The organism is Streptomyces sp. NPDC057136 (assembly GCF_042670885.1).
Taxonomy (GTDB): domain Bacteria; phylum Actinomycetota; class Actinomycetes; order Streptomycetales; family Streptomycetaceae; genus Streptomyces.
Window position 1 is genome coordinate 77748 of the sequence record NZ_JBHUUV010000011.1, and the last position, 24569, is coordinate 102316.

The 24569-nt window shown below is 67.3% G+C and carries 18 protein-coding genes and 4 pseudogenes; 16 read left to right on the plus strand and 6 right to left on the minus strand.

Features of this window, described 5'->3' with window-relative positions; translation table 11 throughout:
• Window positions 1-53 precede the first annotated feature (53 nt).
• The gene (locus ACFT7S_RS16325; RefSeq protein WP_382732098.1) at window positions 54-2051 is read left to right on the plus strand and encodes a heavy metal translocating P-type ATPase; all 1998 of its coding nucleotides are present in this window, start codon (window positions 54-56) and stop codon (window positions 2049-2051) included.
• A gap of 48 nt (window positions 2052-2099) precedes the next feature.
• Here ACFT7S_RS16325 and ACFT7S_RS16330 read toward each other — a convergent pair whose 3' ends face one another.
• Window positions 2100-2630, minus strand: a complete 531-nt coding sequence (locus ACFT7S_RS16330) for an RDD family protein (protein ID WP_382732100.1) — start codon at window positions 2628-2630, stop codon at window positions 2100-2102.
• A gap of 91 nt (window positions 2631-2721) precedes the next feature.
• Complete coding sequence (locus tag ACFT7S_RS16335; protein ID WP_382732102.1) at window positions 2722-3246, minus strand: GNAT family N-acetyltransferase; 525 nt, start codon at window positions 3244-3246, stop codon at window positions 2722-2724.
• Between the two features lie 506 nt (window positions 3247-3752).
• Here ACFT7S_RS16335 and ACFT7S_RS16340 point away from each other — a divergent pair.
• Both ACFT7S_RS16340 and ACFT7S_RS16345 read left to right on the plus strand, forming a co-directional pair.
• On the plus strand, window positions 3753-5321 hold the full coding sequence (locus ACFT7S_RS16340) for an ABC transporter substrate-binding protein (protein ID WP_382732104.1): 1569 nt from the start codon (window positions 3753-3755) through the stop codon (window positions 5319-5321).
• Window positions 5318-5560: pseudogene (locus ACFT7S_RS16345) on the plus strand (ABC transporter permease); the annotation flags it as partial. The gene ACFT7S_RS16340 and the pseudogene ACFT7S_RS16345, both read left to right, overlap by 4 nt.
• A gap of 207 nt (window positions 5561-5767) precedes the next feature.
• Here ACFT7S_RS16345 and ACFT7S_RS16350 read toward each other — a convergent pair.
• A pseudogene (locus ACFT7S_RS16350) lies at window positions 5768-6592 on the minus strand (DUF4158 domain-containing protein); the annotation flags it as partial.
• A 344-nt stretch (window positions 6593-6936) separates the two neighbouring features.
• Here ACFT7S_RS16350 and ACFT7S_RS16355 point away from each other — a divergent pair.
• From ACFT7S_RS16355 to ACFT7S_RS16365, 3 genes are all read left to right on the plus strand, one after another.
• Window positions 6937-7836: a GNAT family N-acetyltransferase gene (locus tag ACFT7S_RS16355; RefSeq protein WP_382732106.1), complete on the plus strand. Its 900-nt coding sequence runs from the start codon at window positions 6937-6939 to the stop codon at window positions 7834-7836.
• 506 nt (window positions 7837-8342) lie between these two features.
• On the plus strand, window positions 8343-8672 hold the full coding sequence (locus tag ACFT7S_RS16360; RefSeq protein ID WP_382732108.1) for a hypothetical protein: 330 nt from the start codon (window positions 8343-8345) through the stop codon (window positions 8670-8672).
• A gap of 165 nt (window positions 8673-8837) precedes the next feature.
• Window positions 8838-9410, plus strand: coding sequence for a hypothetical protein (locus ACFT7S_RS16365; RefSeq protein ID WP_382732110.1), 573 nt, complete (start codon window positions 8838-8840; stop codon window positions 9408-9410).
• Here the strand turns inward: ACFT7S_RS16365 and ACFT7S_RS16370 are convergent.
• From ACFT7S_RS16370 to ACFT7S_RS16380, 3 genes and pseudogenes are all read right to left on the minus strand, one after another.
• A pseudogene (locus tag ACFT7S_RS16370) lies at window positions 9396-9682 on the minus strand (IS5/IS1182 family transposase); the annotation flags it as partial. The gene ACFT7S_RS16365 and the pseudogene ACFT7S_RS16370 overlap by 15 nt on opposite strands.
• 550 nt (window positions 9683-10232) lie before the next feature.
• On the minus strand, window positions 10233-10445 hold the full coding sequence (locus tag ACFT7S_RS16375) for a hypothetical protein (protein WP_382732112.1): 213 nt from the start codon (window positions 10443-10445) through the stop codon (window positions 10233-10235).
• Between the two features lie 82 nt (window positions 10446-10527).
• On the minus strand, window positions 10528-10980 hold the full coding sequence (locus ACFT7S_RS16380; protein ID WP_382732114.1) for a hypothetical protein: 453 nt from the start codon (window positions 10978-10980) through the stop codon (window positions 10528-10530).
• Window positions 10981-11732: 752 nt separating this feature from the next.
• On the opposite strand from ACFT7S_RS16380, the gene ACFT7S_RS16385 reads away from it, so the two are divergent.
• The 10 genes and pseudogenes from ACFT7S_RS16385 to ACFT7S_RS16430 all read left to right on the plus strand — a co-directional run bounded on the left by ACFT7S_RS16385 (window position 11733) and on the right by ACFT7S_RS16430 (window position 24534).
• Window positions 11733-12242, plus strand: a complete 510-nt coding sequence (locus ACFT7S_RS16385; protein ID WP_382732116.1) for an SseB family protein — start codon at window positions 11733-11735, stop codon at window positions 12240-12242.
• The gene (locus tag ACFT7S_RS16390) at window positions 12239-12886 is read left to right on the plus strand and encodes a hypothetical protein (RefSeq protein WP_382732118.1); all 648 of its coding nucleotides are present in this window, start codon (window positions 12239-12241) and stop codon (window positions 12884-12886) included. The genes ACFT7S_RS16385 and ACFT7S_RS16390 overlap by 4 nt, the downstream gene beginning before the upstream one ends.
• Complete coding sequence (locus tag ACFT7S_RS16395) at window positions 12886-17562, plus strand: putative T7SS-secreted protein (protein WP_382732120.1); 4677 nt, start codon at window positions 12886-12888, stop codon at window positions 17560-17562. Before ACFT7S_RS16390 ends, ACFT7S_RS16395 begins: the two co-directional genes overlap by 1 nt.
• Window positions 17562-18044, plus strand: a complete 483-nt coding sequence (locus ACFT7S_RS16400) for a barstar family protein (protein WP_382732122.1) — start codon at window positions 17562-17564, stop codon at window positions 18042-18044. Before ACFT7S_RS16395 ends, ACFT7S_RS16400 begins: the two co-directional genes overlap by 1 nt.
• 126 nt (window positions 18045-18170) lie before the next feature.
• Window positions 18171-18550: pseudogene (locus ACFT7S_RS16405) on the plus strand (transposase); the annotation flags it as partial.
• A 48-nt stretch (window positions 18551-18598) separates the two neighbouring features.
• Window positions 18599-19831, plus strand: a complete 1233-nt coding sequence (locus ACFT7S_RS16410; protein ID WP_382732124.1) for an IS4 family transposase — start codon at window positions 18599-18601, stop codon at window positions 19829-19831.
• Window positions 19832-20502: 671 nt separating this feature from the next.
• Window positions 20503-21237, plus strand: coding sequence for a hypothetical protein (locus ACFT7S_RS16415; RefSeq protein ID WP_382732126.1), 735 nt, complete (start codon window positions 20503-20505; stop codon window positions 21235-21237).
• Complete coding sequence (locus ACFT7S_RS16420; RefSeq protein ID WP_382732128.1) at window positions 21215-21775, plus strand: hypothetical protein; 561 nt, start codon at window positions 21215-21217, stop codon at window positions 21773-21775. Before ACFT7S_RS16415 ends, ACFT7S_RS16420 begins: the two co-directional genes overlap by 23 nt.
• A gap of 47 nt (window positions 21776-21822) precedes the next feature.
• Complete coding sequence (locus ACFT7S_RS16425; protein ID WP_382732130.1) at window positions 21823-23628, plus strand: gamma-glutamyltransferase family protein; 1806 nt, start codon at window positions 21823-21825, stop codon at window positions 23626-23628.
• A 45-nt stretch (window positions 23629-23673) separates the two neighbouring features.
• The gene (locus ACFT7S_RS16430) at window positions 23674-24534 is read left to right on the plus strand and encodes an inositol monophosphatase family protein (RefSeq protein WP_382732131.1); all 861 of its coding nucleotides are present in this window, start codon (window positions 23674-23676) and stop codon (window positions 24532-24534) included.
• Window positions 24535-24569: the final 35 nt, after the last annotated feature.

Sequence of the window (24569 nt, forward strand, 5' to 3'; positions counted from 1 at the left end):
TCCTGTATGGTGGGCTCGTCGCCGTCCGCCTGCCCGTGAAGGGTTGATTTGTCATGCCTTCTGTCCTGCTTCAGCGTCCGGAACGGGCGGCGCCGACCGGTTCCGCGACGGCGCCGCGGCGCCGCACACGCGTCCTCGCTCTGGCGGAGGCCCGCTGGGCCGGTGCCGCCCTGGTCCTGTTCATGGTCGCGCTGCCCCTGCAGCTGACCGGCGCCCCAGCCTGGACATGGGGGCCGCTGTACGCCCTCGCCTACCTCACCGGTGGCTGGGAACCGGCCTGGGAGGGGCTGCGCGCCCTGCGGGACAAGACCCTCGACGTCGACCTGTTGATGATCGTCGCCGCGATCGGGGCGGCGTCGATCGGTCAGGTGATGGACGGCGCCCTCCTGATCGTCATCTTCGCGACCTCCGGAGCCCTGGAGGCGCTGGCCACCGCCCGTACGCAGGACGCCGTGCGCGGTCTGCTGGACCTCGCCCCGGCCACCGCCACCCGGCTGACCCCGGGCGGCGGCGAGGAGACGGTCGCCACCGAGGACCTCCGGGTCGGCGACACGATCCTGATCCGCCCCGGTGAGCGCGTCGGCGCCGACGGCAGGGTGGTGGAGGGTGCCGGTGAGGTCGACCAGGCCACCATCACAGGAGAGCCGCTGCCGGTCGTGAAGGAGGCCGGGGACGAGGTCTTCGCCGGCACCCTGAACGGCACCGGCGCCCTCCGCGTCACCGTCGAACGGGACGCCTCCGACTCCGTGATCGCCCGGATCGTGGCCATGGTGGCCGAAGCCTCCGAGACGAAGGCGCCCACCCAGCTCTTCATCGAGAAGGTCGAACAGCGCTACTCGCTCGGCATGGTGGCCGCCACCCTCGCCGTCTTCCTCGTCCCGATGGCCTTCGGTGCCGACCTTGCGAGTTCGCTGCTGCGGGCGATGACCTTCATGATCGTCGCGTCACCGTGTGCGGTGGTGCTGGCCACCATGCCGCCCCTGCTGTCCGCGATCGCCAACGCGGGGCGCCACGGTGTGCTCGTGAAATCCGCCGTCGTCATGGAGCGCCTGGGGCAGGTCGACGCGGTCGCCCTCGACAAGACCGGCACCCTGACCGAGGGCACCCCGCGCGTCACCGCGATCCGTCCGCTGGACGGCAGCGGCCTCGACGAGGACGGCCTGCTCGCGCTGGCCGCAGCCGCCGAGCACCCCAGCGAACACCCTTTGGCACGCGCCGTAGTCGACGCCGCCCGCGACCGCCACCTGCACGTACCCGCCGTCGAGAACTTCACCTCGGCCCCCGGAGCGGGCGTAACAGCCACGGTCCAGGGCCACGCCATCGCGGTCGGCTCCCCGCTCCGCCTCCTGCGCACCGACCCCGACACCGCCCCGGCCCGGTCAGCCGCCGCGCTGACGGCCGAGCTGGAGAGCGACGGACGCACAGCCGTCCTCGTCCAGTGCGACGGAATCCCGGTCGGCGTCCTGGCCGTCGCCGACCGGCTCCGCCCCGACGCGGCGGCGACCGTAACGGCCCTGGCCGCCCTGACGGGTCGTACGCCGATGCTGCTGACCGGCGACAACCCGCGCGCCGCGGCCCGCCTCGGCGCCGACGTCGGCATCACCGACATCCGCGCGGGGCTGCTGCCGCAGGACAAGGTCGCCGCGGTACGGGAACAGGAGGCGGCCGGACGCAAGGTGCTCGTCATCGGCGACGGCGTCAACGACGCCCCAGCCCTGGCTGCCGCCCACACCGGCATCGCCATGGGCCGCGCCGGCTCCGACCTGGCCCTGGAGACGGCCGACGCCGTCATCGTCCGCGACGAACTGGCCACCGTCCCGGCGGTCATGGCCCTGTCCCGCGCCGCGCGCCGCCTGGTGGTCCAGAACCTGGTCATCGCCGGAGTGTTCATCTCCGGCCTGGTCATCTGGGACCTGGCCGGCCACCTGCCCCTGCCCCTCGGCGTACTCGGCCACGAGGGCTCAACGGTCATCGTCGGCCTCAACGGCCTGCGCCTGCTCCGCGACGCGGCGTGGACCAGGGCGGCGGCGACGGCCGGCGGCGGCCGGTGACGACCGGTCCTACAACACTTGGGGCTCGGCCTGCTCCGAGCCGAGCCGTCACGCAGCAGATCCCGCCTGCCGGCGATGGATCACCACGCTGCCAACGGCCTTGTCGTGTATGCCCTGCTTGTTCGCGCTGAGGCTGATCGCTGATGCATGGGCAATGAGAGTCACAGGCACGGCATTCACCACGAGATTGATGAGGTGTCTCAGCACCGCCTGCCCATAACCGAGCCGTGCACCGTCACTGGCGCGCACCACCTCGATGCCCAGCACACGCTTTCCCGGCGAGCCGCCCCAGCGCGAGACACACAACGGGGAGTAGACCAGGATGAAGACGGCGAGCAACGCGAGAATCGAAGGGCGCCCGATCGCGCGGGCATCGGCGCCCGTGATGGAGAGCGCCTGAAGCACCTGTTCCAGCAGCAACACCGGACCCAGGACTGCGGCCACAGCAACCGGAAGGTCAATGGCTACGGCGGCGCAGCGCCGCATGACATCGGCCGGCGCCCCGGGGACCGCTCGCGCCGTGGCGGTCCTGCCCACCGGTGGCAGAGGGCCGAGGTCGTCGCCTGCTGAGGACATCATTCCGAACATTGTCTTCTTTGCGCTTTCGATCGTCTCGCGTCGGGATCGCCCAGGGCGGAGTGGTGGTGAGGGTGGCCCGGCTGTTCGCGGGTCAGCGGAGCTCGCCCTCCAGCATCGCCATCGTGAACTCGTCGTACCACCGGCCGTCGCGCCGGAAGCTCTGGCGCAGCCTGCCCTCCTCGACGAAGCCCACCTTGCGGTAGGCGTGGTGGGCCGCGTGGTTCTCGGTGACGACGGTCAGGGCGATCCTGTGCAGCCGCATTTTGTCGAAGCCGTACCGGCAGACCGTCCGCAGCGCGTCGGTGGCGTATCCCTGGCCCCAGGACTCCTTCTCGCCGAGGTAGATGTCGAGCTCGGCACTGCCGGTCTCCGGCTCGGTGTCGCGCAGCCGGACGAGACCGATGAGTTGCTCGCTCTCCAGCACCTCGATGCCGAGGATCAGGTCCTCGTACGCGTTATGGGGCCGCTCCTCCAGCCACTTCCGCGTCACTTCGGGCTGCTGGGGATAGCCGTCGCCCATCCAGCGCATGACCTCCGGGTCGTGGTTCCACCGCCACAGGGCCTCGGCGTCCGGCGGTCCCATGGCCCGCAGTTTCACCAGTTTTCCGAGCACCATCTTTGGCAGCCTCCCCCGTATGTACGTCGTGATCGTCGTTCGCGACCCCGGCAGTGGTAACACGCGCCTCGCGACGCGTTCAACCCGATTGTTGGGCTGCCGGTGCGGACGCCTCTCCCCGGCGGATTCCTGACGAAACCCTTAGACCGACCGGCAAATGGGGGGCGGCGTCGCGGGGTGCGCGCATCTGCGGCGTTGTCGTCAGTCACCAACTTCCCCAAGCTCTCGGCTCCGCTCGAGCAGGGGAGACCTCATCGCGTTGACTCCCTCCTCCGCCTTGCAGCTGCACGCACCCAGCCCCGCTCCTTCTTCCACCCCCATTTGCCGGTCGGTCTTAATCCGCCCCGTTATCCGGGCGCCCGCAAAATTCCTGTCCGGTATGTGAGCATCCCCCTTGCACTGCGGACTGTATGCGAAATACGGTCTGCGATATTCCTTGATCACCCCCTGGCGGGAGGTAGGCCCTCGTGCGCCGAAAATCGGTTGCCCTGGTGACAGTTGCATTGGTGTCCCTCACCTCGGGCTGCGCGTCCTTGCAGTCCTCGGCGACCGAGGTCGGCGGTGTGCGGAAGACCGATGAACGGCCCGTACGCGACGGCGGGACGCTCACCGTTGCTCTCAACTCCGACCCGGACAAACTCGACCCCACGCTCGCCCAGACCCTCGTAGGCCGGACGGTCTTCGCGGGCATGTGCGAGAAGCTCTACGACATCGACGAGGACGGCACCGTCGTGCCGCAGCTCGCCGCCGCGCTCCCCACCACCTCGGCCGACGGCCGCACGGTCACGGTGCGGGTCCGTGAAGGGCTGACCTTCAGCGACGGAACCGCACTCGACGCACAGGCGGTCGTCACCTCACTGCTGCGCCACCGCGATCTGCCCGGCTCCGCGCGCGGCACCGAACTGGCCCCGGTCAGCAAGGCCGAGGCCACCGGTCCGTACACCGTACGAATGGAGCTCGACCACCCATACGTACCGCTCACCGGCGTGCTCGCCGACCGGTCCGGGATGGTGATGTCGCCGACCGCACTCAAGAAGTACGGGAAGAACTTCACCAACCACCCCTCCTGCGTCGGCCCCTTCAGGTTCGTCGAGCGGGTCGGCGGCGACCGGATCGTCCTCAAGAAGGACCCCCACTACTACGACGCCGACAAGGTCCACCTCGACGGAGTCGTCTACAAGCCCATCCCCGACGGCAACGTCCGCCTCGCCAACCTGCGCTCCGGCGACCTCCAGGTAGGCGACCAGATGGGCCCGGTCGACGTACGCAGCGCCCTCACCGAACCGGGGCTCCAGCTCTTCAACTCGCCCTCGCTCGGCTACCAGGGCATCGGCATCAACGTCGGCAATGTGAAGGGCCTCGGGCAGCCGCCCGGGAAGATCGACACCCCGCTCGGCCGGGACGTCCGGGTCCGGGAGGCGTTCGAGCTCGCCATCGACCGCGATCTGATCAACAAGGTCGTCTTTCAGGGCATGTACGAACCGGCCTGCGGCCCGATCTCCCCGCAGTCCGCCATCGCCCCCGGCGTGCAACCGCAGGACTGCCCCGAGCGCGATGTCGTCAAGGCGAAGAAGCTGCTGAAGGAGGCCGGGGTGAAGACCCCCGTGAAGATCGAGTTGAAGACCTCCACCACCCCGGAACAGGGACGCGTCGGTCAGGTCCTCCAGGCCATGGTCAAGGAGGCCGGCTTCGAACTCTCGCTGCGGCCCACCGAGTACGCCACCATGCTCGCCGAGACCGACGCCGGGGACTACGACGTCTTCACCAGCGGCTGGTCCGGCCGGCTCGACCCCGACGGCAACGTCTCCAACTTCCTCAAGACGGCGGGCGCCATGAACGCGTACGGCCTCGGCGACCCCGAGATCGACAAGCTGATCGCCGAGGGCCGCACCGTCGCCGACCCGGCCCGGCGCACCGGGATCTACGACGAACTGACCCGCCGGGTCCAGGACGCCCACGCCATGATCTACCTCTACCGGCAGAAGAACTACGTCGTCACCACCAAGGGCGTCGCGGGCATCCGCGTCTACGGCGACGGACTGGTCCGGGTCACGACTGCGGGGTACATACGATGACGAGCTATCTGCTGACGCGCCTGCGCCAGTCCCTCATCACCCTTTTCCTCGTCAGCATCGTGGTCTTCGCCGGAATCCGGGCCCTGCCCGGTGACCCGGCGCTCGCCCTCGCCGGTGAGGAACGCAGCCCCGAGGCGCTCGCCGCGATCCGCGAGAGCTACGGCCTCAACGACAACATCGTCGTCCAGTACGGACGGTTCATCGGGCACGCCCTCACCGGCGACCTCGGCACCTCCTCCCGTACCGGACTCCCCGTCGCCGACGCCATCGCCCAGGCACTGCCCGTCACCCTGGAACTCGCCGCGCTCTCCCTTCTCCTCGCGGTCGTCGTCGGTATCGGCGCCGGTGTCGTCGCCGCCGTACGGCGCGGCAGGCCGGAGGAGTGGCTCGCCAACGCCATCGCGCTGATCGGCCTCTCCATCCCGACCTTCTGGCTCGGCATCGTCCTGGTCCAGCAGCGGCGCCTTCGACCCCAGCGCGTACCGGGCCAGCGCCGCCATCCGGTTCGGCGGGATCTGCGACAGCTTCAGCCGACCGAGCCGGTACGCGCCGATCTCGTCCACCCGCTCCAGCGCGCGGGCGAACGCCGTCCCGGTCGTCCGCGTCGGCGGCCGGCGCAGCCGCTCCAGCTCCGAGAACCGGGAACCCTCCGGCGTCTTCAGTGTCGCCACCAGATCGCCCGGCAGCGCGGGGTCCACACGGCGGGCGGACCCCGCGACCGTGGAGTGCAGCCGCTTCTCCGCGACCCTCGGCACCTCCGACACCTGCCGGGCCAGCACCGACACCCCGGGCAGCAGCACCCGGTGACGGCGCAGCCAGCCCACCGCGTGGTCGAACAACGCCTTCGGGCCCTCGGCGTGCGTCCACGCCCGCCCATGCAGGAACGTACGGAACCGCCGCCCCCACTCCGTGTCCTCGTACGGGTGGTAGCCGTAGGCGTCCCGGATCTCCCACGCGTGGTCGTACAGCGTCTGACGCCGCTCGGTGTACTGCTTGACCACCGACGGGTCCTTGATGCCAAGTTGCGCGGCCAGGTGCTCGACCACCGGTCACGGCACCGCGAGCGGGTCCTCCAGAAACAGGCCGACGTACCGCACCGTGCACATCTGAAGCGCGAAGCCGAGCTGGTGGTGCTTCGTGCGCCGCAGGGCGATCAGGTCCCGGTCCACGTCGTCCAGGAAGAAGAACCGCTCCAGCTCGGGCCTTGTCGGCTCCTCGGCGAACGTCCCGTACGCCTCGGCCTGCTCATCACTCAGAAATTCCACCGGCACGAGCCGGACCGTAGCCAGCACCGGAGCAGGCCCGGAGGCGTTTCACCGAACCCCAGCGGCGAAGTGGATCGCTGTGCTAGCCGACCATGATCGTTCTCACCGATAACCGCTGTACCGATGTTCCCCGAGGCCGTAGAGCCCCGTGAGTTCAGGGGAACCGAAGCTTCTTCAGCGCGAACCCGCGGGTCGGCTGGTGTGCTTCAGGCTGGCTCAGACGTGGGTTCGAGTGCAACACGATGATGGTGATGAGGCTAAGAGCTGCGGCCGGGACCGGGTAGCCCTCGGTGCGTCTCCACGTGGACTACCTCTGGTCACCTACAAGATTCTCTGACTAGAGTCAGAGAATGGATACGATGGGGATCGACCAGGTGCGGCGGTTCAACCGAACCGTCACCGAACGCGTGGGTGTGCTCCACGACCACTACCTGGGTCGCGACCGGCCCATCGGTGAGGCCCGGCTGCTGTGGGAGATCGGCGAGCAGGGGAAGGACGTGCGGCGGCTGCGCGAGCGCCTCGGGCTCGACTCCGGGTACGTCAGCAGGCTGCTGCGCTCCCTGGGGACCGAGGGTCTGGTGACGGTGGAGCCGCAGCCGCAGGACAGACGGGTGCGCACCGTCCGGCTTACTGCGGCGGGACGCGCGGAGCGCGCCCTGCTCGACAACCGCAGCGACGAGCTGGCTGGCTCCCTGCTGGAGCCGCTCAACGCCGCCCAGCGCTCCCGGCTGGTCGCCGCCATGGCCGAGGTCGACCGGCTGCTGACCGCCGCGACGGTCACGCTGGATGCCGTCGACCCGGACCATCCCGACAGCGGGCAATGCCTGCGGTCTTACTTCACCGAGTTGCAGGAGCGCTTCGAGACCGGATTCGATCCCGCCCGGAGTCTGCTGCCCGACGCGGGCGAACTCCGGCCGCCGCAGGGGCTGTTCCTGGTTGCCCGGCTGCACGGCGAGCCCGTCGGCTGCGCCGGTCTGAAACTACCGCCCGGTGCCCCGGCCGAGGTGAAACGCATGTGGGTCGCGCCCCACGCTCGGAGGCTCGGCCTCGGACGCCGGTTCTTGGTCGAGTTGGAGGCGCGGGCTGCTTTGCACGGTTCTGACGTACTGCGGCTGGACACCAACAAGGCTCTCAGCGCTGCGGTCGGCCTTTATCACTCCTACGGCTTCCAAGAGGTCACCGCCTTCAACGACGAGCCGTATGCACACCACTGGTTCGAGAAGCGGATCACCACAGCGCCGTCGCGGTGAGGGTGTCGAGGCGCCCGACATCCCCGCGCATGGTGCCATCCGCCAACCCTGCCGAGGCTCGCGCGAGGACGAACCCGGACAGCACGTCGGTCTAGCCCCCTCACCTTCGACCGGACTGTGGATCGGTCGGGCGAAGTGAGAGCGCTTCAAGAATCCCGAAGTTACGTCATGCGGCCACATGGGGCTCGAAGGAGGAAGAAACCCCCTGGCCACGGGCATTGGGACTCAGCGGCGCTCAGGGGAACTCGCGGGATGTCGCACATGTGATCACGTCCGCTTGGACAGCGGAGCCCGACGTTCCTGAGCACCAGCCGGACGCGGACTACTGGCAGACCTTGCTGACGCAGGACGATCCAGACCCGGAGTTCCGTACTACTCTCACCTCTTCGTCGCCCGCCGGCCCTGGCAGCACGGATGCGTCGACGCCCTGCTACGTGAGGTTGCGGACTACAAGACGGCTGGTGTCCTAATCGCCGACGCCCGAATGGAGCGCATCTACCATCCCTATGACGGCGGTGCAGACGTTCTCCTCCCCACGACCGAAGAACGGGACCGGCTTCGCGACCGGCACTCCTCCTGGCTCTCCAGCCACCCGGCCGGGGTCTGAGGGCTACCAGCACAACACGCTCGGACTTGACACGGAAAACCAGTGGCTCGAACCCGAGATCAGCCGCGCCGACTTCGACGCCGTGATCGCGATGCCGGACGGCACGACCTATCCGAGCGTCGAGCACGGGCTAGCGGCCCCGGCTTCGACGGCGCCTTCGCCGGCATCTCTTGGGGTGACGAGTAGCGGCGACAGCTGCTCGTCGGCAGCTGTCTCGGCTGCATCTTGATCGTGTGCCTCCGATGTGAAGGCGTCCGTCAGCCCCGAGCGCAGTGCTTAGGGCCTGTCCGACGGATCTTTGTGGCGTCCCGGTTGCATATGCTGAGGACGCTGCTTCTGACCCCTCGGCCCCGTCAAGGGAGACCAGTTGACTCCGCATTCCCTCGCGTTCTACATGGACGTGGTCGCCTCCGGAACGGTGCTCGGTGCCAAGCCAACGGACAGTCCCGACCGGGTCACGGCGATCCTGGGTTCCGATTTCGCCGAGAACTCCCTTGATGACCACAGCATGTGGCGCGACTACGGAATGGCCGAGTTCTTCTGGATGCGGGAAACGCCGGACCATCCTTGGGAGGGGCACCACTTCACCCTGCAGGTGCATCGGCTGTCGCACCGGGGTGGCAGCATCCTCAACAGGGCAATTCGCGACCGGTATGGGCGCTTCGACCGCCACCTCCGGTTCGACAAACTGGAGCGACTACTGGGGAAGCGCGGCGTCCCCCTCGAAGACCTCCCGGACGCGAACGCTCCGGCCTTCACTCAGCACTGGCAGCCTGCTTCGCAGGTGTCCGTCATGGCGTTTCGGGCCCACGAAGAATGGCAGCGACGTCGGCGCGGCGACGACCGTATCGGGGATGTGTACGCCATCTATTCATCGGTGAGCGCCGAAGAAGTGGCATGGAGCAGGGAGCGCTACGGTCGCCAGGGCACCCAGGAGCTGCCCGGCAGGCCCTCACTGGAGCCATAGCCGGATCGCGGCGAAGGTGACGGTGCCGCGGCGGGCTACGCTCTCTTGTCGTACCTGGTCGCCACAGCCCGGGAGCCCCTTGAGCACGTTGATCGTCCGTTCAACGTCGTTCCTGCGCTTGTAGATATTCTTGTCGAAGCCCGTGGGCCGCCCGCCGCGACTACCGCGGCGCCTGCGGTTGGCCCGCTGATTACCGGCTCGGGAATGGTGTGCTTGATCTGCCGTCTCCGCAGATTGCGGCGATTGCGGCGAGAGGAGTACGCCTTTTCACCGCCGAATTCGATAGTTACTCGTCGGCGGGCATCGGCTCCTCCTTGTTTCCTGGTAAGGAGCGTACGCAACGCTCTGTGGACATAGAGCAAAGCCGCCCCTGCCTGGGCGGCATGGGGCGGCCTTATGCGGTGCCGGTCAGATGTCAGCGAGTTGGTTGGAGAGATCGAGGGCGGACGTGGCGATGACCAAGGCAGTGCAGAGGCCGCGAACCTCGTGGATCGTCGGCCGTATCAGGCGCGGGTGCGGTGGGCCAAGAGGCGACATGGGCCTCGGCCGTGGCCAGCCCGAGGTGAGCGGTGACGTCCCAGCCTGTCAGGGAGGAGGGCCCCCAGTGCAGCCGGATCTGCCCGAGAGGAAGTCTGGCGGCGTCGGACGGGAGCCAAGAGACGTCGAACGACCCGTCCGGGAGGGCGGAGACGCGATGGACGAGTGCGCCGCGCACGCCAGCGGGAACGGGGAGGAGTGCGAGGTGGCGCAGTGGTTGGACGGAGAGTGTTCCGTACTGGTTCGGGGAAATGCGGGCCTCCTCGTCGAGAGGGAAGTGCCGGGTCAGGCCCAGGCGAGGGCGTTACGGACGGCTACCGGCAGGTAGTCCTCCTGGCCGTCATCGGCGATGAACGCTATGCCTTCGCGCACGACAACGTCTGTTCCGAGGCAGTGTGTGAAGGGCCAGTCGGGATTGATGGCGAGCCGGATCGGCAACCCGGGATCAAGGTCTTGAAGCTGACGGAGCAGGTGGCCGACGGTCAGGTACTGGGGCACGGAGAACTCCCTGGATCGCACCGTCCGTACATCCGGAGGTGGTTGGGGGCAAGAGCGAGGGTGTGTAAGCGAAAGTGCTGGGTCAGGACGACAACCGGTAGGTGCCGCCGTTTGTGTCCGCGACTACGAGGCCGTTCATGGTGAGCGGTTGCAGGGAGCTGGCGGCGCGCTCCCGGCCGCGGCCGGTGGCCTTGCTGATGTGGGCAGGGCGCGCGCCAGCGTTCGTGGCCAGGTGAGCGACGACAGGTGAATCCGAATCCTGGAACCACGGTTTGGCGTCAGCAAGGGCGTCCGCCACGGACCAGACGATGCCGCGTCGCCAGGTCGCGTGAGTGTCGGATCCATTCGACGTACGCGCGCCCGTCCGGGCTCGTGGCGTGGCGTGGACGTTGGCCTCTGGTGTGGTGACGACCGTCCAGCCATGTGAGCCGAGGAGGTCGAGCACGGGCCCCGCGCAGTGGTTGGGGGAGAGCCAGGAGTGGTCTTCGACGGTGAGACTCGCGATGGCGGCGAGGAGAGAGCTGGAGGTGTTCATGACTTGGATAGCTCTTCATTGACCTGGGGTTTTTCCCGACACCCGTACGTTGACATGCGGTGTGCCGAAGTGCGTAGTCGATTCCGGGAGGTGGCGTCTGCCGTGGGCGAACTGGCCCCGGGGCGGGTGGATCGGCAGGGCCGGGAATGCATCAGCGCGGTCGGTTGTCGTTACGAGGTTGCGGTGCGCGGCCGCACGTAGCCGAGGGGGAGAACACTTGGCGGAGCCGAGTGGTCATTGGGACGGAGCAGGGCTGGAGCGCAAGATCCGGGCGGCGGGCCGGCCGTGGGCGGTGGGGGACATCGCGATGGTTGCCGTAGGCCAGTGGGCTGTGCGCGCGAAGCGCCGCACCGAGGGGCGTGAAGGCTACGCAGCGAGAAGATGGCGGTCGCGTCGAGCTGACGATGGAGGAGCTGGCCCGCGCGGTGGGTGCCCAGCTCGGGGAACCCCACCCTGAAGAAGGCTGACCGGCTTGCTGACTCTCGATTCGCTGCAGGGGGTGACTTTCGTTGAGATGCCCGAGCAGGGGTGAGTGAAGTTCATGTACACGCGCGCCCTCGCTGCGTACAGGAGTGATGCCGGAAGCCTTACTAGTACCGTGCGGAGCGAAGAGGGTCGAGGGGCTCAGTGGCGTATTTCCGAGGGTGCTCGCAGGTCTGTCCCTGCGTGTGTGGAGCCGGGCCAGGTTCGCACCGTGACTGGCTGCTTTTGCTCGTTGCTTCCGGGAAGCGTGACGTGGCAGCATTCGGCAGGTGTTCGATAACGGGGATGATCCAGCAGAGCCGCCTGCTCGGCGTTCAAAGATTGCCGACCTGGCCGACTGGCCTGCTGACGAGGCACCTTCTGCCCTGCGTGAGGCGCCGAGTCCGGCCCGTGCCATGACGTTGGACGGTGATCCGGCGGTGGCTGCCCGGGATGAGTTTGCTGTGTTGCTGGGTGAGTTCCGGCGTACGGCGGTGTTGGTGCCGCTGGATGTCCATGGTGATCTGTGGTCGGCGGAGCAGAACGGTGTGCGCTGGATTGTTGCGTTCTCGGACGAGGAGGCACTGGCCAGGTTTGCGTTTGCTCGTGGAGATGCCGGGCGGGAGTGGACCTATCGGACCGTTCTGGGTGCGCGGTTGTTGGATGTGATGGTGCCGTTGCTTCGGGGCCCTGCGGGGGTGGCGCTGGATGCGGGCAGCGAGGACGGCGGGATGTTGTTTCCGCCGGTGGTGGGGATCGTGCCGGAGGCGGTTGCGGTGGATCTCGGGGGGATGCAGTGAGCGGGGAGAGTCCTGATCTTGATGTGCCGCCGGAGGCGTTGGCTGCGATCGCGAAGGGGATTGATCTGGCGCATGCCGAGTTGAAGGAGCTCGGGTTCATCGGTCAGGCGTCGACGGGGCGGGGGTTCTCCGATCTTGCGTTGTCGGGGCTGGAGTTGGGGCACGGTGGGCTGACGTCGGAGTTCCGGACGTTTTGTGACCGCTGGGAGTGGGGTGTGCGGGCCCTGACGCAGAAGGGGAACGACTTCGCGCTCGGGGTCGGGTTGTCGGCGGGTTCTTTCGCGGAGCAGGAGCAGTACATCAAGGACTCGTTCAAGGTCGGTGTGAACTCCTTGAACGGGAATCCGCACCTGTCCGAGGACGACGTCAAGAAGATGAGCTGGGACACGATCAGCAGTCAGTCCGCGTATGACAATCCGGACTACAGCGCGGAGTCGATGATCGAGGCCCACGGCGAGGTCGAGCAGAACTGGCAGAACACCGTCTACGACGTGGAGGACGCCGCGCTCGACTCGATGGAGCGCAGTGGGATGGTGGACCCGGGGGTGCGGGCGGCGGCGGATGAACGGCTCAAGGAGCAGCTCGATCCGTCGCAGGCGACGATCGATCAGGCTGAGCAGCCGCGGTGGGGGGAGAGTCGCTGATGGTGGACTGGGGAAAGCTCGGCGGGGACCTTTACGACGGGGCCGGTGATCTTGTCGACAAGGGCAAGGCGGTCGTTGGCGAGGGGATCGACAAGGGTACCGATGTGCTCGGCTCGGGTTTGGAGAAGGTCGGTGCCGACTCGTGGGCGGACTCGGTCGAGGACTGGGGTGATGAGACTGCGTCCTCGCTGGGTGCGGAGGTCGGGGAGCAGCAGCTCGGGCAGAGTGAGGAAGCGAACGAGCTGATCCACGGCAGGCCGGAGAAGATTGCCGCGGCGGTGAAGAACCTGCGGGACTTCCAGAAGGCGTTCGATCTCGTGGGCGGCGGGATGAAACGGCTCGACTCCGGTCACTGGAAGGGCGTGGCCGCAGACGCCTTCCGGGAGAAGTTCCAGACCCTGCCCACTGACTGGCTGCGGGCGGCGGATGCGTTCGAAGGCGCGGCCGGGGCGTTGGAGACCTACGCGGGGACGGTCACGAGCGCGCAGGGCAAGGCGCGTGAGGCGATTGCTCTCTACAAGGAGGGCAAGCAGGACTACGAGACGGCTGCTGCCGCGTTCCGGAAGAAGGCGGCAGCCTACGACGCGGTCCGCAACACTGATCATCCGCTTCCGCATCCGGGGGAGTTCTCCGATCCGGGCACCGTCAAACGGCAGCACGCACAGGAGATCCTCGAAGGTGCCCGGCGAGCGCGCAACGAGGCTGCCGAAGCGGCCAAGGGTGCGGTCACCGCTGCCATGGCCCATGCTCCGAAGGAGCCCACCGGCCTGGACCGGGCGAAACAGGAGCTTGTCGACTACGGCGTGGGCCAGGGCATCGAGCTGGCCCACCTTGGTGGCGGTGTCATCAAGGGCACCGCGGGTTTGGTGAATTTTGTCCGGTCGGTCAATCCGCAGGATCCGTACAACCTGACGCACCCGGCCGAGTACTACAAGGGCGTCAACATGACGCTCTCCGGCCTCGTCTCCACTGCCGCCAACCCTGACCGGGCGTTCAAGAACGCCTGGGACGCCGCCAAGGGCGACCCCTCCGAATTCTTCGGCCGGCTTATACCCGAGCTGGTCGGCACCAAGGGCGGCGGTCTGATCAAGGGCGGCCTGCGAGCCGGGATGAAGGACCTGGCCGACAGCCCGAAGGGCAAGAACCGGCACGGCCACGAGAAGAACCCCGACTCCAACGCCAAGAAGTGCAGCGAAGTCAAGTGCGCCGGAGACCCCGTCGACGTCGCGACCGGTCGCATGCTGCTCCCGCAGACAGACATCGTGCTACCGGGATCGCTGCCCCTTGCCTTCGAGCGCGTCTTTGATTCCTCCTACCGAGCAGGCCGCTGGTTCGGATCCGGTTGGTCGAGCACGATCGACCAACGGTTGGAGATCGACGCGGAGGGAGTGGTGTTCAGCTGCGACGAGGGCAGTCTGCTTGCCTATCCGCACCCCGCGCCCGGCGTTCCAGTCATGCCAACGCATGGCCGGCGCTGGCCTCTGGACCGGGTGAGCGACGGCTATACGGTCACCGACCCGGAAACCGGCAGGGTCCGGCACTTCGTCGACCACCCCAACGGGGAGCTGGCGCTCCTGGCGCAGATCGACGACCGCAACGGCCGCTGGATCACCTTCGAGTACGACGAGGCCGGTGCCCCGACGTCGATCGTGCACCACGGCGGCTACCACCTGAAGCTCACCACGAGCGAAGGAAGAGTCACCGCCCTGCACCTGGCAGGCGCTGCACCGGACGGCACCGACCAGGAGATCCTCCGCTACGGCTACACCGACAGCCACCTCACCGACGTCACCAACTCCTCCGGTCGCCCCCTGCGCTTCGACTGCGATGAGCTGGGCCGCATCACGTCGTGGACGGACACCAACGGCAGCCGGTACGAGTATGTCTACGACGAGCACGACCGCTGCGTGTACCAGGCCGGCACCAACGGCCACCTCGAAGCCACCTTCACGTGGGACGACGTCGACCCCGCGACCGGGCTTCACATGACCACCCTCACCAACAGTCTGGGGCACACCGAGCGCCACTTGATCAATGACCGTTCACAGGTTGTCGCCGAGATCGACGCACTCGGCGCGGTCACCCGCTTCGAGTACGACCGCTACAACCGCCTGCTGTCCCGCACGAACCCACTGGGCCGCGTCGGCCGTTACACCTACGACGAACACGGCCGCCTTGCTGTGGTGGAGCGGCCCGACGGCCGTCAGTCACGCGCCGAGTACAACGAACTCGGGCTCCCGGTCCGGATCGTCGGCACTGACGGCAATATCACGCGTCAGACATTCGATGCCTGCGGCAACCGGACATCGGTGACGGAGCCGTCCGGAGCAACCACCCACTTCACCTATGACGAGACCGGCAGCCTCACCTCCATCACCGATGCGCTCGGGCACACCTCGACGGTCGTCTCCGACGACGCTGGTCTCCCCCTGACCATCACGGACCCGCTGGGGGCGGTCACGCGCTACGAGCGCGACACCTTCGGCCGACCTGTGTCGATCAGCGACCCGCTGGGTGCCGTCACGCGCCTGGAATGGACGGTCGAGGGCAAACTCGCCCGCCGTGTCGAGGGGGACGGCAGCAAGCAATCATGGACATTTGATGGCGAGGGCAACTGCGTCCGCCACATTGACGCCATTGGTGGGGTCACGACCTTCGAGTACACGGATTTCGATCTCCTGACTGCTCGCACGGGGCCGGACAGTGTCCGCTACGAGTTCAACCACGACACCAATCTCAACCTCACTCAGGTCACCAACCCTCAGGGGCTGAACTGGGATTACGAGTATGACCCGGTCGGCCGGGTCACGTCAGAGACCGACTTCGACGACCGGACGCTGACGTACGAGAGGGATGCGGCGGGGCAGCTCGTCTCACGAACAAACACCCTCGGTCAAGTCGTCCGCTACGAACGGGACGAGCTGGACCGCGTTGTCCGCAAGGACGCCGCGGGGACCGTGACGACATTCGCGTACGACTTCGCCGACCAACTCGCGGAAGCGGTCAACTCGGACGCCACGATCACACGCCTCCGCGACCGATACGGGCGCCTCAAGTCCGAGACTGTCAACGGCCGGACGACGGCGTACGCGTACGACGAGCTCGGTCGCCGAACCGGGCGCACGACCCCGACGGGAGCGGTCAGCACCTGGACCTACGACCCGGTCGGCTGCCCCACCTCCCTGACCGCGTCCGGCCGCACCATGGCCTTCGATCACGACGCAGTCGGCCAGGAGATCACCCGCCGGATCGGCGACGCCGTTACGCTGTTGTCCCTGTACGACCACATTGGCCGCCTCACCACCCAACATGTCACCGGTGCGGGTCACAGCATCCAGCGCCGCGACTACACGTACCGTGCGGACGGCAATGTGATCGGCGTGGACGACCAGCTCGCGGGCGCGAAGACGTTCGACCTGGACCCGACCGGCCGGGTCACCGCCGTCCACGCGGCGGGCTGGACCGAGCGGTACGCCTACGACGAGGCGGGCAACCAGACGGACGCCTCCTGGCCGTCGACCCACCCCGGCCAGGAGGCCGTGGGCCCCCGCGACTACACCGGTACGACGATCACCCGCGCGGGCAGGATTCACTACGAACACGACGCACTGGGCCGCGTCACTTTGCGCCAGAGGACCCGCCTGTCCCGCAAGCCGGACACCTGGCGCTACGAGTGGGACGCCGAAGACCGCTTGCACTCGGTGACCACCCCCGACGGCGTGGTTTGGCACTACGCCTACGACGCCCTCGGCCGCCGCACCTCCAAGCAACGCCTCGCCGCCGACGGTACGACGGTCCTGGAACAAGTCACGTTCACCTGGGACGGCACAACCCTCTGCGAACAGACAACTGAATCGCCGGACCTCCCCCACTCGATAGTCCTCACTTGGGACCACAAGGGCCTACAGCCCCTCACCCAAAGAGAACGCCTCCTGGACCGAGAAACGCCCCAAGAGGTCATAGACTCCCGCTTCTTCACCATCATCACCGACCTGGTAGGCACCCCCGCGGAGCTGATCAACGAATCAGGTGCACTGGCCTGGCACACCCGAAACACCCTTTGGGGCACCACAACCTGGGCCTCCACCAGCACGACGTACACGCCACTCCGCTTCCCCGGTCAGTACTTCGACCCGGAAACGGGCCTCCACTACAACTGCTTCCGCTACTACGAACCCGAAACTGCCCGTTACCTTAGCCATGACCCCCTGGGCCTCACCCCGGCGCCCAACCCGACGGCTTACATCCCTAATCCTCATACTTGGGTCGACCCCATGGGTCTGTCAGGCTGCCCAAAACTTACCCCGGGGGCGACTCTAGGAGACGTTGATAAAGTACAGGGATGGGTACCCAAGTCCATTCCTGAAGTGTCCATGCAAGTCCTTCGGGACATGGAGAAGTTTAACTTCGGATGGTGGGGCGGGCCAGGCTTCCATGGGCCGAAGTGGTGGACTGAGCCATTTGAAAATAGCGGCAAAAATGGCGGCTATCAACTTCCCACCCACGAACCCTCAGGCAAGCCGATCACCTATCAAGAATATGGGAGCTATCCATCACCAGACAATCCTAAGCCAGGCGGAGAGCGCTGGGTGTTCGGCAGTGATAAGTCTGCCTACTACACTCCAACTCACTATCAGACGTACATTGTGGGCAGAAGTCCCGGATGGGTGGAGTGATGAAAGAAGAAGCGCAGGCGATCCACATCGCCCCATGGATGCACATCGTCACGACAGGCGGCGGCCTGCATCTCGATGAACTCCTGCCCGCGTCGGGAAGCGTTTACGTGGCGCGCCTAAATGGCCAAGATATGCCCGACGAGATGTCAGCATTTCAGAAATTTTGGGAATCGCTGAAGTTTCCTGACTATTTTGGATGGAACTGGCACGCTTTCTATGATTGCCTTCGCGACCTCCAATGGCTTTCGTCGGATTATCACATCCTGATCATCGAATCCGCCGAGAGCGTACTTTCCGAGGATGAACTTGCTCGCGAGGAGTTTTTCAAATCTCTATGGCGCGCTGGTCAGCGGTGGTCCTACACCAAGCGGCCCGAGGGCGTGACGCTCAGCAAATTCTCCGTCGTCCTGTCATGCGACAAGGAGTCCGCGTCCAGCCTCGCGAGGCGCCTTAGAGAAATTCAGGACCAGCTCAGCGCCTAACTTGATCTTTAACCTTGGAGGTCGAACGACTCCTCGTACTTGATCAACGGGTCTGGTAACTGGCGTACGTGCGGGCGGCCTTCGGCTGAGCATGTACTCCGACCAAGGAGCACGCAGGCCGTGGGGATGGGCCTGTTGCACCATGTTGTCCGGCAGGATCCGTTCGCGGAACTGTCACGCTTGCGAGGTGAGTTCTACTCCTGTCTGACCAGGCGTGCGGATGCGTTGTTCGAGCTTGCGGACGCTGTGTTGTGTGCGGATGGTCCGGTCGCTGGTGGGTGAACACCGCCGCGGGCATGGTGGGCTCTACGACGCCCTGGCCGCGGGACGGGTCGATGTTGCCCGGCCGAGGTGCCATTGCCGAGGGCGGCGGACGGATGGCTGGTACTGGCCGCTGACATCACCTGCTGGCTGCGGCCCAGCGCGCACACTTCACTCAACGGATCCTGTGCCACACCTACGGACGTGGCAAGGACCAGCAAATTCCCGTTCCCAGCTGGCCCTACTAGCCTCAATACCGGTAACTTAGGTGCAATCTGGTCGTTGTTGTCTATGTGCCGAGAGCGGGTCAGTCGAAGTCATCTGGTGAGCGTCTGTCGGACCGGGTCGCGGTCGGGGTGCTGACACAGACGTTCCCTGCGGAGCTTGTGGACGAGGTGTTGGCGGAGACCGGCCGGGTGCAGCAGCGGAACCGGCTGTTGCCGGCCCGGCTGGTGGTCTACTTCGTGCTGGTGATGTGCCTGTTTTCGGGGCAGAGCTACGAGGAGGTCGCCCGGCTGCTGACCATGGGTTTGCAGGGTGAGCGGCGCTGGCGTGCGTCGTGGGTGGTGCCGAGTTCGGCGGCGATCTGGAAAGCCAGGTCACGGTTGGGGGTGGCGCCGCTGCGGCAGTTGTTCGCGCGTGTGTGCCGGCCGGTTGCCGCACCGGGTACTCAGGGTGCCTTCTACCGAGGTTGGCGCTTGACCGCGATCGACGGCACAACGTTTGACCTGCCCGACACGAAGGCGAACGTGGAGGCGTTCGGCCGTCCACCACGCTCCGGGCGGGGCGAACAGAACGTCGGATGCCCGCAGATTCGCATGGTCGGCCTGGTGGAGTGCGGCACCCACGCCGTTTTCGACAGTGCGATCGGCCCTCTGCGCACCGGAGAGCAGACCCTGGCCCGGACGGTCCTGTCGTCTCTTCAGCCGGGGATGATGCTGCTGGCCGACCGTGGCTTCTGCAGCGTGGACCTGTGGTGCAAAGCCGCCGCGACCAGAGCCGACCTGCTGTGGAGAGTCCGCAAGGACCTCGTGCTGCCCGTGGTCGAGCAGTTCCCGGACGGTTCATACCTCACGGAGATTTTCGACCGCAGCGACATCCATCACGTCCGTCGCGGGGTCCCGGCACGCGCGGTGGAATACACCATCGCCGGCCACGAGGGCGTCTACCGACTCCTCACCACGGTCCTCGACCCGGACGAGGCCCCAGCCGCAGAACTGGCCGAACTCTACGCACAGCGATGGGAGTTCGAGTCCACTCTCGACGAAATTAAGACCCACCTCGGCGGTTCCCACCTGGTGCTGCGTTCACAGCACCCCGACGGAGCCGAGCAGGAACTCTACGGCTTCCTGCTCGTCCACCACGCCATCAGGCGTCTGATGCACCAGGCCGCTCGACAAGCCGACCACGATCCCGACCGGATCTCCTTCACTCGCTCACTGCGCGTCGTGCGCCGCCAGGTCACCGACCAGGCGGCGTTTTCCCCCCGGCAGACTCACCCGCGCCGTCAAAGCCACCCACACTGAACTCCTCGAACTCCTCGAACGCCTCCTGCCACCGCGACGCCGCCGGGCCAACCCCCGCGTCATCAAACGCAAAATGGCCAACTGGCCCCTCAAACGTGCCGCCCAACACGGTCAAGAACACCCGCCCGCCCCGGCCATCACCATCATCAATGCCACCAAACCTAAACGGGTCAAGCGGATAAAACCACCCTAAGTTACCGGTATTGAGGTTAGCTGTACTTGCCGGTGGGCCGCCGCTGAAGCCACGCGGCTGTGTAGGGCCAGGAGCTTGAGGCTTATCCAAAATGTGCCCATGACGAACCGGGGCAATGCAGTGCGCGCTGGTCATGTTTGTCGTCACCGGATATGACACCGACGGCGAGAACCGTGATCGCAGCCAACCGGGACCACGGCTTCAGATCGGTCGGGCATCACGCCGGTGAGCGAAGGGCAGCCCGCAGTAGGGCGGAAGCCTGTGAAGCCATTCCATAAGTGAATTGGTGGTTGAAGGCCGCACCTCTTGCCGTCCGATGTGCGGGCGACGGGGCGAGGCTGAGCGCCTTGCTCGCAGTGCCCAAGATGTGACGTCGCAAGCTCAGCTCGAACTCGCTTCCCTACGGCCTCCATTCCAGGTATGTGTTGCTTGTCATCACGCGCTCATTCGCGTACATCACCGGTGAAGAGGGTTTTGCATGGCGGGGTACATCGAGGACCGGTGGATCAAGAAGAAGAAGGACCCAGACACGGGGAGGCGTGAGCGCACCGGCCGTTATGGCAAGGAGCAGCGGTATCGCGTCGCCGGAATCCCCGGAGTTCGAGACAAGTCGTTCGAGACGCTGGAGGACGCCAAAGCGTGGCTGCGGCGCTCCAGTACGGATCAGGAGCGGGGGGAGTTCATCGACCCGCGGGATGGCTCTATCACCCTCGCTGACTACATCCAGCAGTACTGGATGCCCGGCATTCGTGGTGCTGCCAAGACCCGCAAGAGTCTGGACGAGCGGATACGGCTGCACGTCATTCCGTATCTGGGTGAACTTCCGCTCAACAAGGTCTCAGCGGCCGAGCTGCGCACGTACATCGTGAAACTGGAGGCTAAGTGCTCGCCACAGTACGCCCGCAGCATCCTCTCTGCCCTGTCGACTGTCCTCGAAACCGCTGTCGACGATAAGCGTCTGTCCCGGAACCCGATGCGTTCCAAGTCGGTTCGATGGCCGAAGCTCCCTGACGAACGGCGCGAGCCGTGGCCGGAGACTACCTCTCGCAGGGTGCGCGATGAGATCAGCAAGCGGCACCGAATCGCAGTGGTGCTAGGTCTCGGATGTGGGCTGCGGCAGGGCGAGGTCTTTGGGCTCAGCCCCGGACGACATCGATTGGGGGCGCGGGCTCATACACGTCAAGAGGCAGGTGCAGATCATCAACGGCCATAAGTACTTCGCGCTCCCGAAGGGTGGCAAAACGCGCGTAGTGGATATGCCGCCATCGGTTGCGCGTGAACTGGTCGAGCACGCGAAGGCATACCCATCACTGAAGGTTGAGCTTCCCTGGGGTGCGGAACCGGAGCGGGAGAGGAAGAAGCACGACTTGGCTCTCACCACGATGTACGGAAACGCTGTCGCGGCGAACACGTGGAACACAGAGATCTGGAAGCCGGCACTGGCCAAGGCAGGTGTGATTCCGCCGCTGGCCAAGGGGGCGAAGCCATGGCAGTGGCAGGCGGCGCCGCGGGATGGCTTCCATGTATTGCGGCATACGTACGCCTCCGTTGTCCTTGAGGCGGGGGAGTCAGTGGTGACATTGGCCAGGTGGCTGGGGCTCGCGTCACCCACCATCACCCTCGACCACTACGCGCACTTCATGCCGGAGGCGGGTCGCAAGGGGCGACGCGCGATCGATAGCCTGCTCGACGATCAGGTGAACGACCTTGCAGGGCGGAACTCCCCAGAGTCTCCCCAGGCCCGATCGTGAGCCGTGATCGATTCGCTTGGCACGTACAAATAGCAAGGTGGCGCGCGATGTTCACGACCCGGCCGACCCTCCAGGGCACCTTCGGCATGGTGTCCTCCACCCACTGGCTCGCCTCGCAGTCCGCGATGGCCGTCCTGGAGGACGGCGGAAACGCCTTCGACGCGGCCGTCGCCGCCGGATTCGTCCTCCATGTCGTCGAACCGCACCTCAACGGCCCGGCCGGCGAGGTCCCGATGATCCTGGCGCCGAAGGACGGCGACGTGCAGGTGCTGTGCGGCCAGGGCCCCGCCCCGGAGGGCGCCTCCGTCGCACACTACCGCTCCCTCGGCCTGGACCTCGTCCCCGGCACGGGGCCGCTCGCCGCCGCCGTCCCCGGCGCGTTCGACGCCTGGATGCTGCTGCTGCGCGACCACGGCACCAAGACTGTCGAGCAGGTCCTGCGGTACGCGATCGGCTACGCCGAGGACGGCCACGCACCCGTCGAGCGGGTCGGCCAGACCGTCGAGACCGTGCGCGAGCTCTTCGAGACCGAATGGCCGACCTCCGCCGAGGTCTACCTCCCCGGCGGCGCCTCGCCCCGGCCGGGCGAGCTGTTCCGCAACCCCGCGCTCGCAGCCACCTGGCGCCGCCTCATAGCAGAGGCCCGCGAGACCGGCGGCGAGGACCGCGTCGCGCAGATCGACGCGGCGCGGACCATCTGGAGCGAGGGCTTCATAGCCGAGGCCCTGGTCCGCCAGGCCGCCGTCCCCACCATGGACACCAGCGGCAAGCACCACACCGGCACCCTCACCGCCGCCGACCTGGCCGACTGGTCCGCCTCGTACGAGGCCCCCGCCACGTACGACTGGAACGGCTGGACGCTCGCCAAGGCGGGTGGCTGGAGCCAGGGCCCCGCCTTCCTCCAGCAGCTCGCCCTGCTCCCCGCCGAGCTGCCCGCATACGGCTCCGCCGACTACGTGCACCTGCTCATCGAGGGCTGCAAGCTCGCCATGGCCGACCGGGAGGCGTGGTACGGCGACGCCGCCGACGTCCCCCTGGACACCCTGCTCTCCGAGTCGTACAACGCCGCGCGCCGCGCCCTCGTCACCGGGGAGGCGTCGCGCGAGCTGCGCCCCGGCAGCCCCGACGGCCGCACCCCCGTCCTCAGCGAGCACGCCCACGCCGTTGCCTCCGGCGAGTCCGGCTTCGACGCCATGGGCATCCCGGCAGCCGGGGCGGGCGAGCCGACCGTCGCCAAGGACGGCGCGACCCGTGGCGACACCTGCCACGTCGACATCGTCGACCGCTGGGGCAACATGGTCTCCGCCACCCCCAGCGGCGGCTGGCTCCAGTCCAACCCGGTCGTGCCCGAGCTGGGCTTCCCGCTCGGCACCCGCCTCCAGATGGCCTGGCTCGACGAGGGCCTGCCGAACTCCCTCACGCCGGGCCGCCGCCCCCGCACCACCCTCACCCCGTCCCTCGCCCTGCGCGACGGCGTACCCGTCATGGCGTTCGGCACGCCGGGCGGCGACCAGCAGGATCAGTGGCAGGTGCACTTCTTCCTCGCCGTCGCGCTGCGCGCCGAGGTCCGCGGCGGCCTCGACCTCCAGGGCGCCATCGACGCCCCGAACTGGCACAACGACAGCTTCCCCGGGTCCTTCTTCCCCCGCGGTATGCGCCCCGGCAGCGTCACCGTCGAGGAGGGCATGGACCCGGAGACCGTCGCCGAGCTGCGCCGCCGCGGCCACGACGTCACGGTAGGCGACCCGTGGTCCGAGGGCCGGATGTGCGCCGTCGCCCGCGACCCGCGGACCGGAGTGCTGTCCGCGGCAGCCAACCCGCGCGGCATGCAGGGGTACGCGGTCGGCCGCTGACCGCCCGCCCGACGCACCCCCGGCCGACCGTGCTTAGCTGGAGGCATGATCGATGACTTTCTCGCCGAGAACGCTGAGAACGCCGAGAACGCAGGGGACACCGGGAACGCCGGGCACCTGACCCAGGTCGAGGCAGCGGCCGCCGCCGAGATCATGCCGCGCTACCAGCAGCTTGCCTCCCACGAGATCATCGAGAAGAGCGGCCCGCACGACCTGGTCACGACCGCCGACCGCCTCGCCGAGGAGCACCTGACCGAGTCCCTGACCCGGCTGCTTCCCGGCTCGGTCGTCGTCGGCGAGGAGGCCGTCCACGCCGACCCCCGGGTGTACGACGCCCTCGGCGGCGAAGCACCCGTATGGATCGTCGACCCGGTCGACGGCACCCGGCAGTTCGTCCGCGGCGAACCGGGCTTCTGCACCCTGGTGGCCCTCGCCCACCACGGCGAGGTCCTCGCCTCGTGGACGTACGCCGCCGCGCTGGACGAGATGGCCATCGCGGTACGCGGCCGGGGCGCCACCCTCAACGGCAAGCCGCTGCACGCGGGCTCGCCGGCGCCCGGCGCCGTCCTGAAGGTGGCGATGTCCCACCCCGACTACACATCCGACGCCCAGAAGCGCGCGCTGCTGGGGCTGCGTACCGAAGGCATCGACGCGCGCCCCTGCGGGTCCGCCGGACTCGAATACCTCGCGGTGGCCTGCGGCGCCCAGGACGCGGTCGCGTTCAACTGGGAGTTCGCCTGGGACCACGCGGCCGGTCTGCTCCTGGTCACCGAGGCGGGCGGCGCACAGGCCACGCTCTCCGGCGCCACCTTCCGGATCACCGGCGGCAACGACCTGCCCTTCACTGCAGCCCGCGACGAGACCACCAGGGACCGCATCCTCGCCGCGCTGCGCACCGGGGTCTGACCGGCCCCGCAGCACCGCGCGGTCCGGCGGGTGGA

Coding starts and splice junctions, on each gene's coding strand:
- ACFT7S_RS16425 (WP_382732130.1), top strand. CDS start 21,823: ATGTTCACGACCCGGCCGACCCTCCAGGGCACCTTCGGCATGGTGTCC.
- ACFT7S_RS16400 (WP_382732122.1), top strand. CDS start 17,562: ATGAAAGAAGAAGCGCAGGCGATCCACATCGCCCCATGGATGCACATC.
- ACFT7S_RS16365 (WP_382732110.1), top strand. CDS start 8,838: ATGGACGTGGTCGCCTCCGGAACGGTGCTCGGTGCCAAGCCAACGGAC.
- ACFT7S_RS16380 (WP_382732114.1), bottom strand. CDS start 10,980: ATGAACACCTCCAGCTCTCTCCTCGCCGCCATCGCGAGTCTCACCGTC.
- ACFT7S_RS16415 (WP_382732126.1), top strand. CDS start 20,503: ATGGCGGGGTACATCGAGGACCGGTGGATCAAGAAGAAGAAGGACCCA.
- ACFT7S_RS16395 (WP_382732120.1), top strand. CDS start 12,886: ATGGTGGACTGGGGAAAGCTCGGCGGGGACCTTTACGACGGGGCCGGT.
- ACFT7S_RS16360 (WP_382732108.1), top strand. CDS start 8,343: ATGACGGCGGTGCAGACGTTCTCCTCCCCACGACCGAAGAACGGGACC.
- ACFT7S_RS16355 (WP_382732106.1), top strand. CDS start 6,937: ATGGATACGATGGGGATCGACCAGGTGCGGCGGTTCAACCGAACCGTC.
- ACFT7S_RS16325 (WP_382732098.1), top strand. CDS start 54: ATGCCTTCTGTCCTGCTTCAGCGTCCGGAACGGGCGGCGCCGACCGGT.
- ACFT7S_RS16330 (WP_382732100.1), bottom strand. CDS start 2,630: ATGATGTCCTCAGCAGGCGACGACCTCGGCCCTCTGCCACCGGTGGGC.
- ACFT7S_RS16335 (WP_382732102.1), bottom strand. CDS start 3,246: ATGGTGCTCGGAAAACTGGTGAAACTGCGGGCCATGGGACCGCCGGAC.
- ACFT7S_RS16430 (WP_382732131.1), top strand. CDS start 23,674: ATGATCGATGACTTTCTCGCCGAGAACGCTGAGAACGCCGAGAACGCA.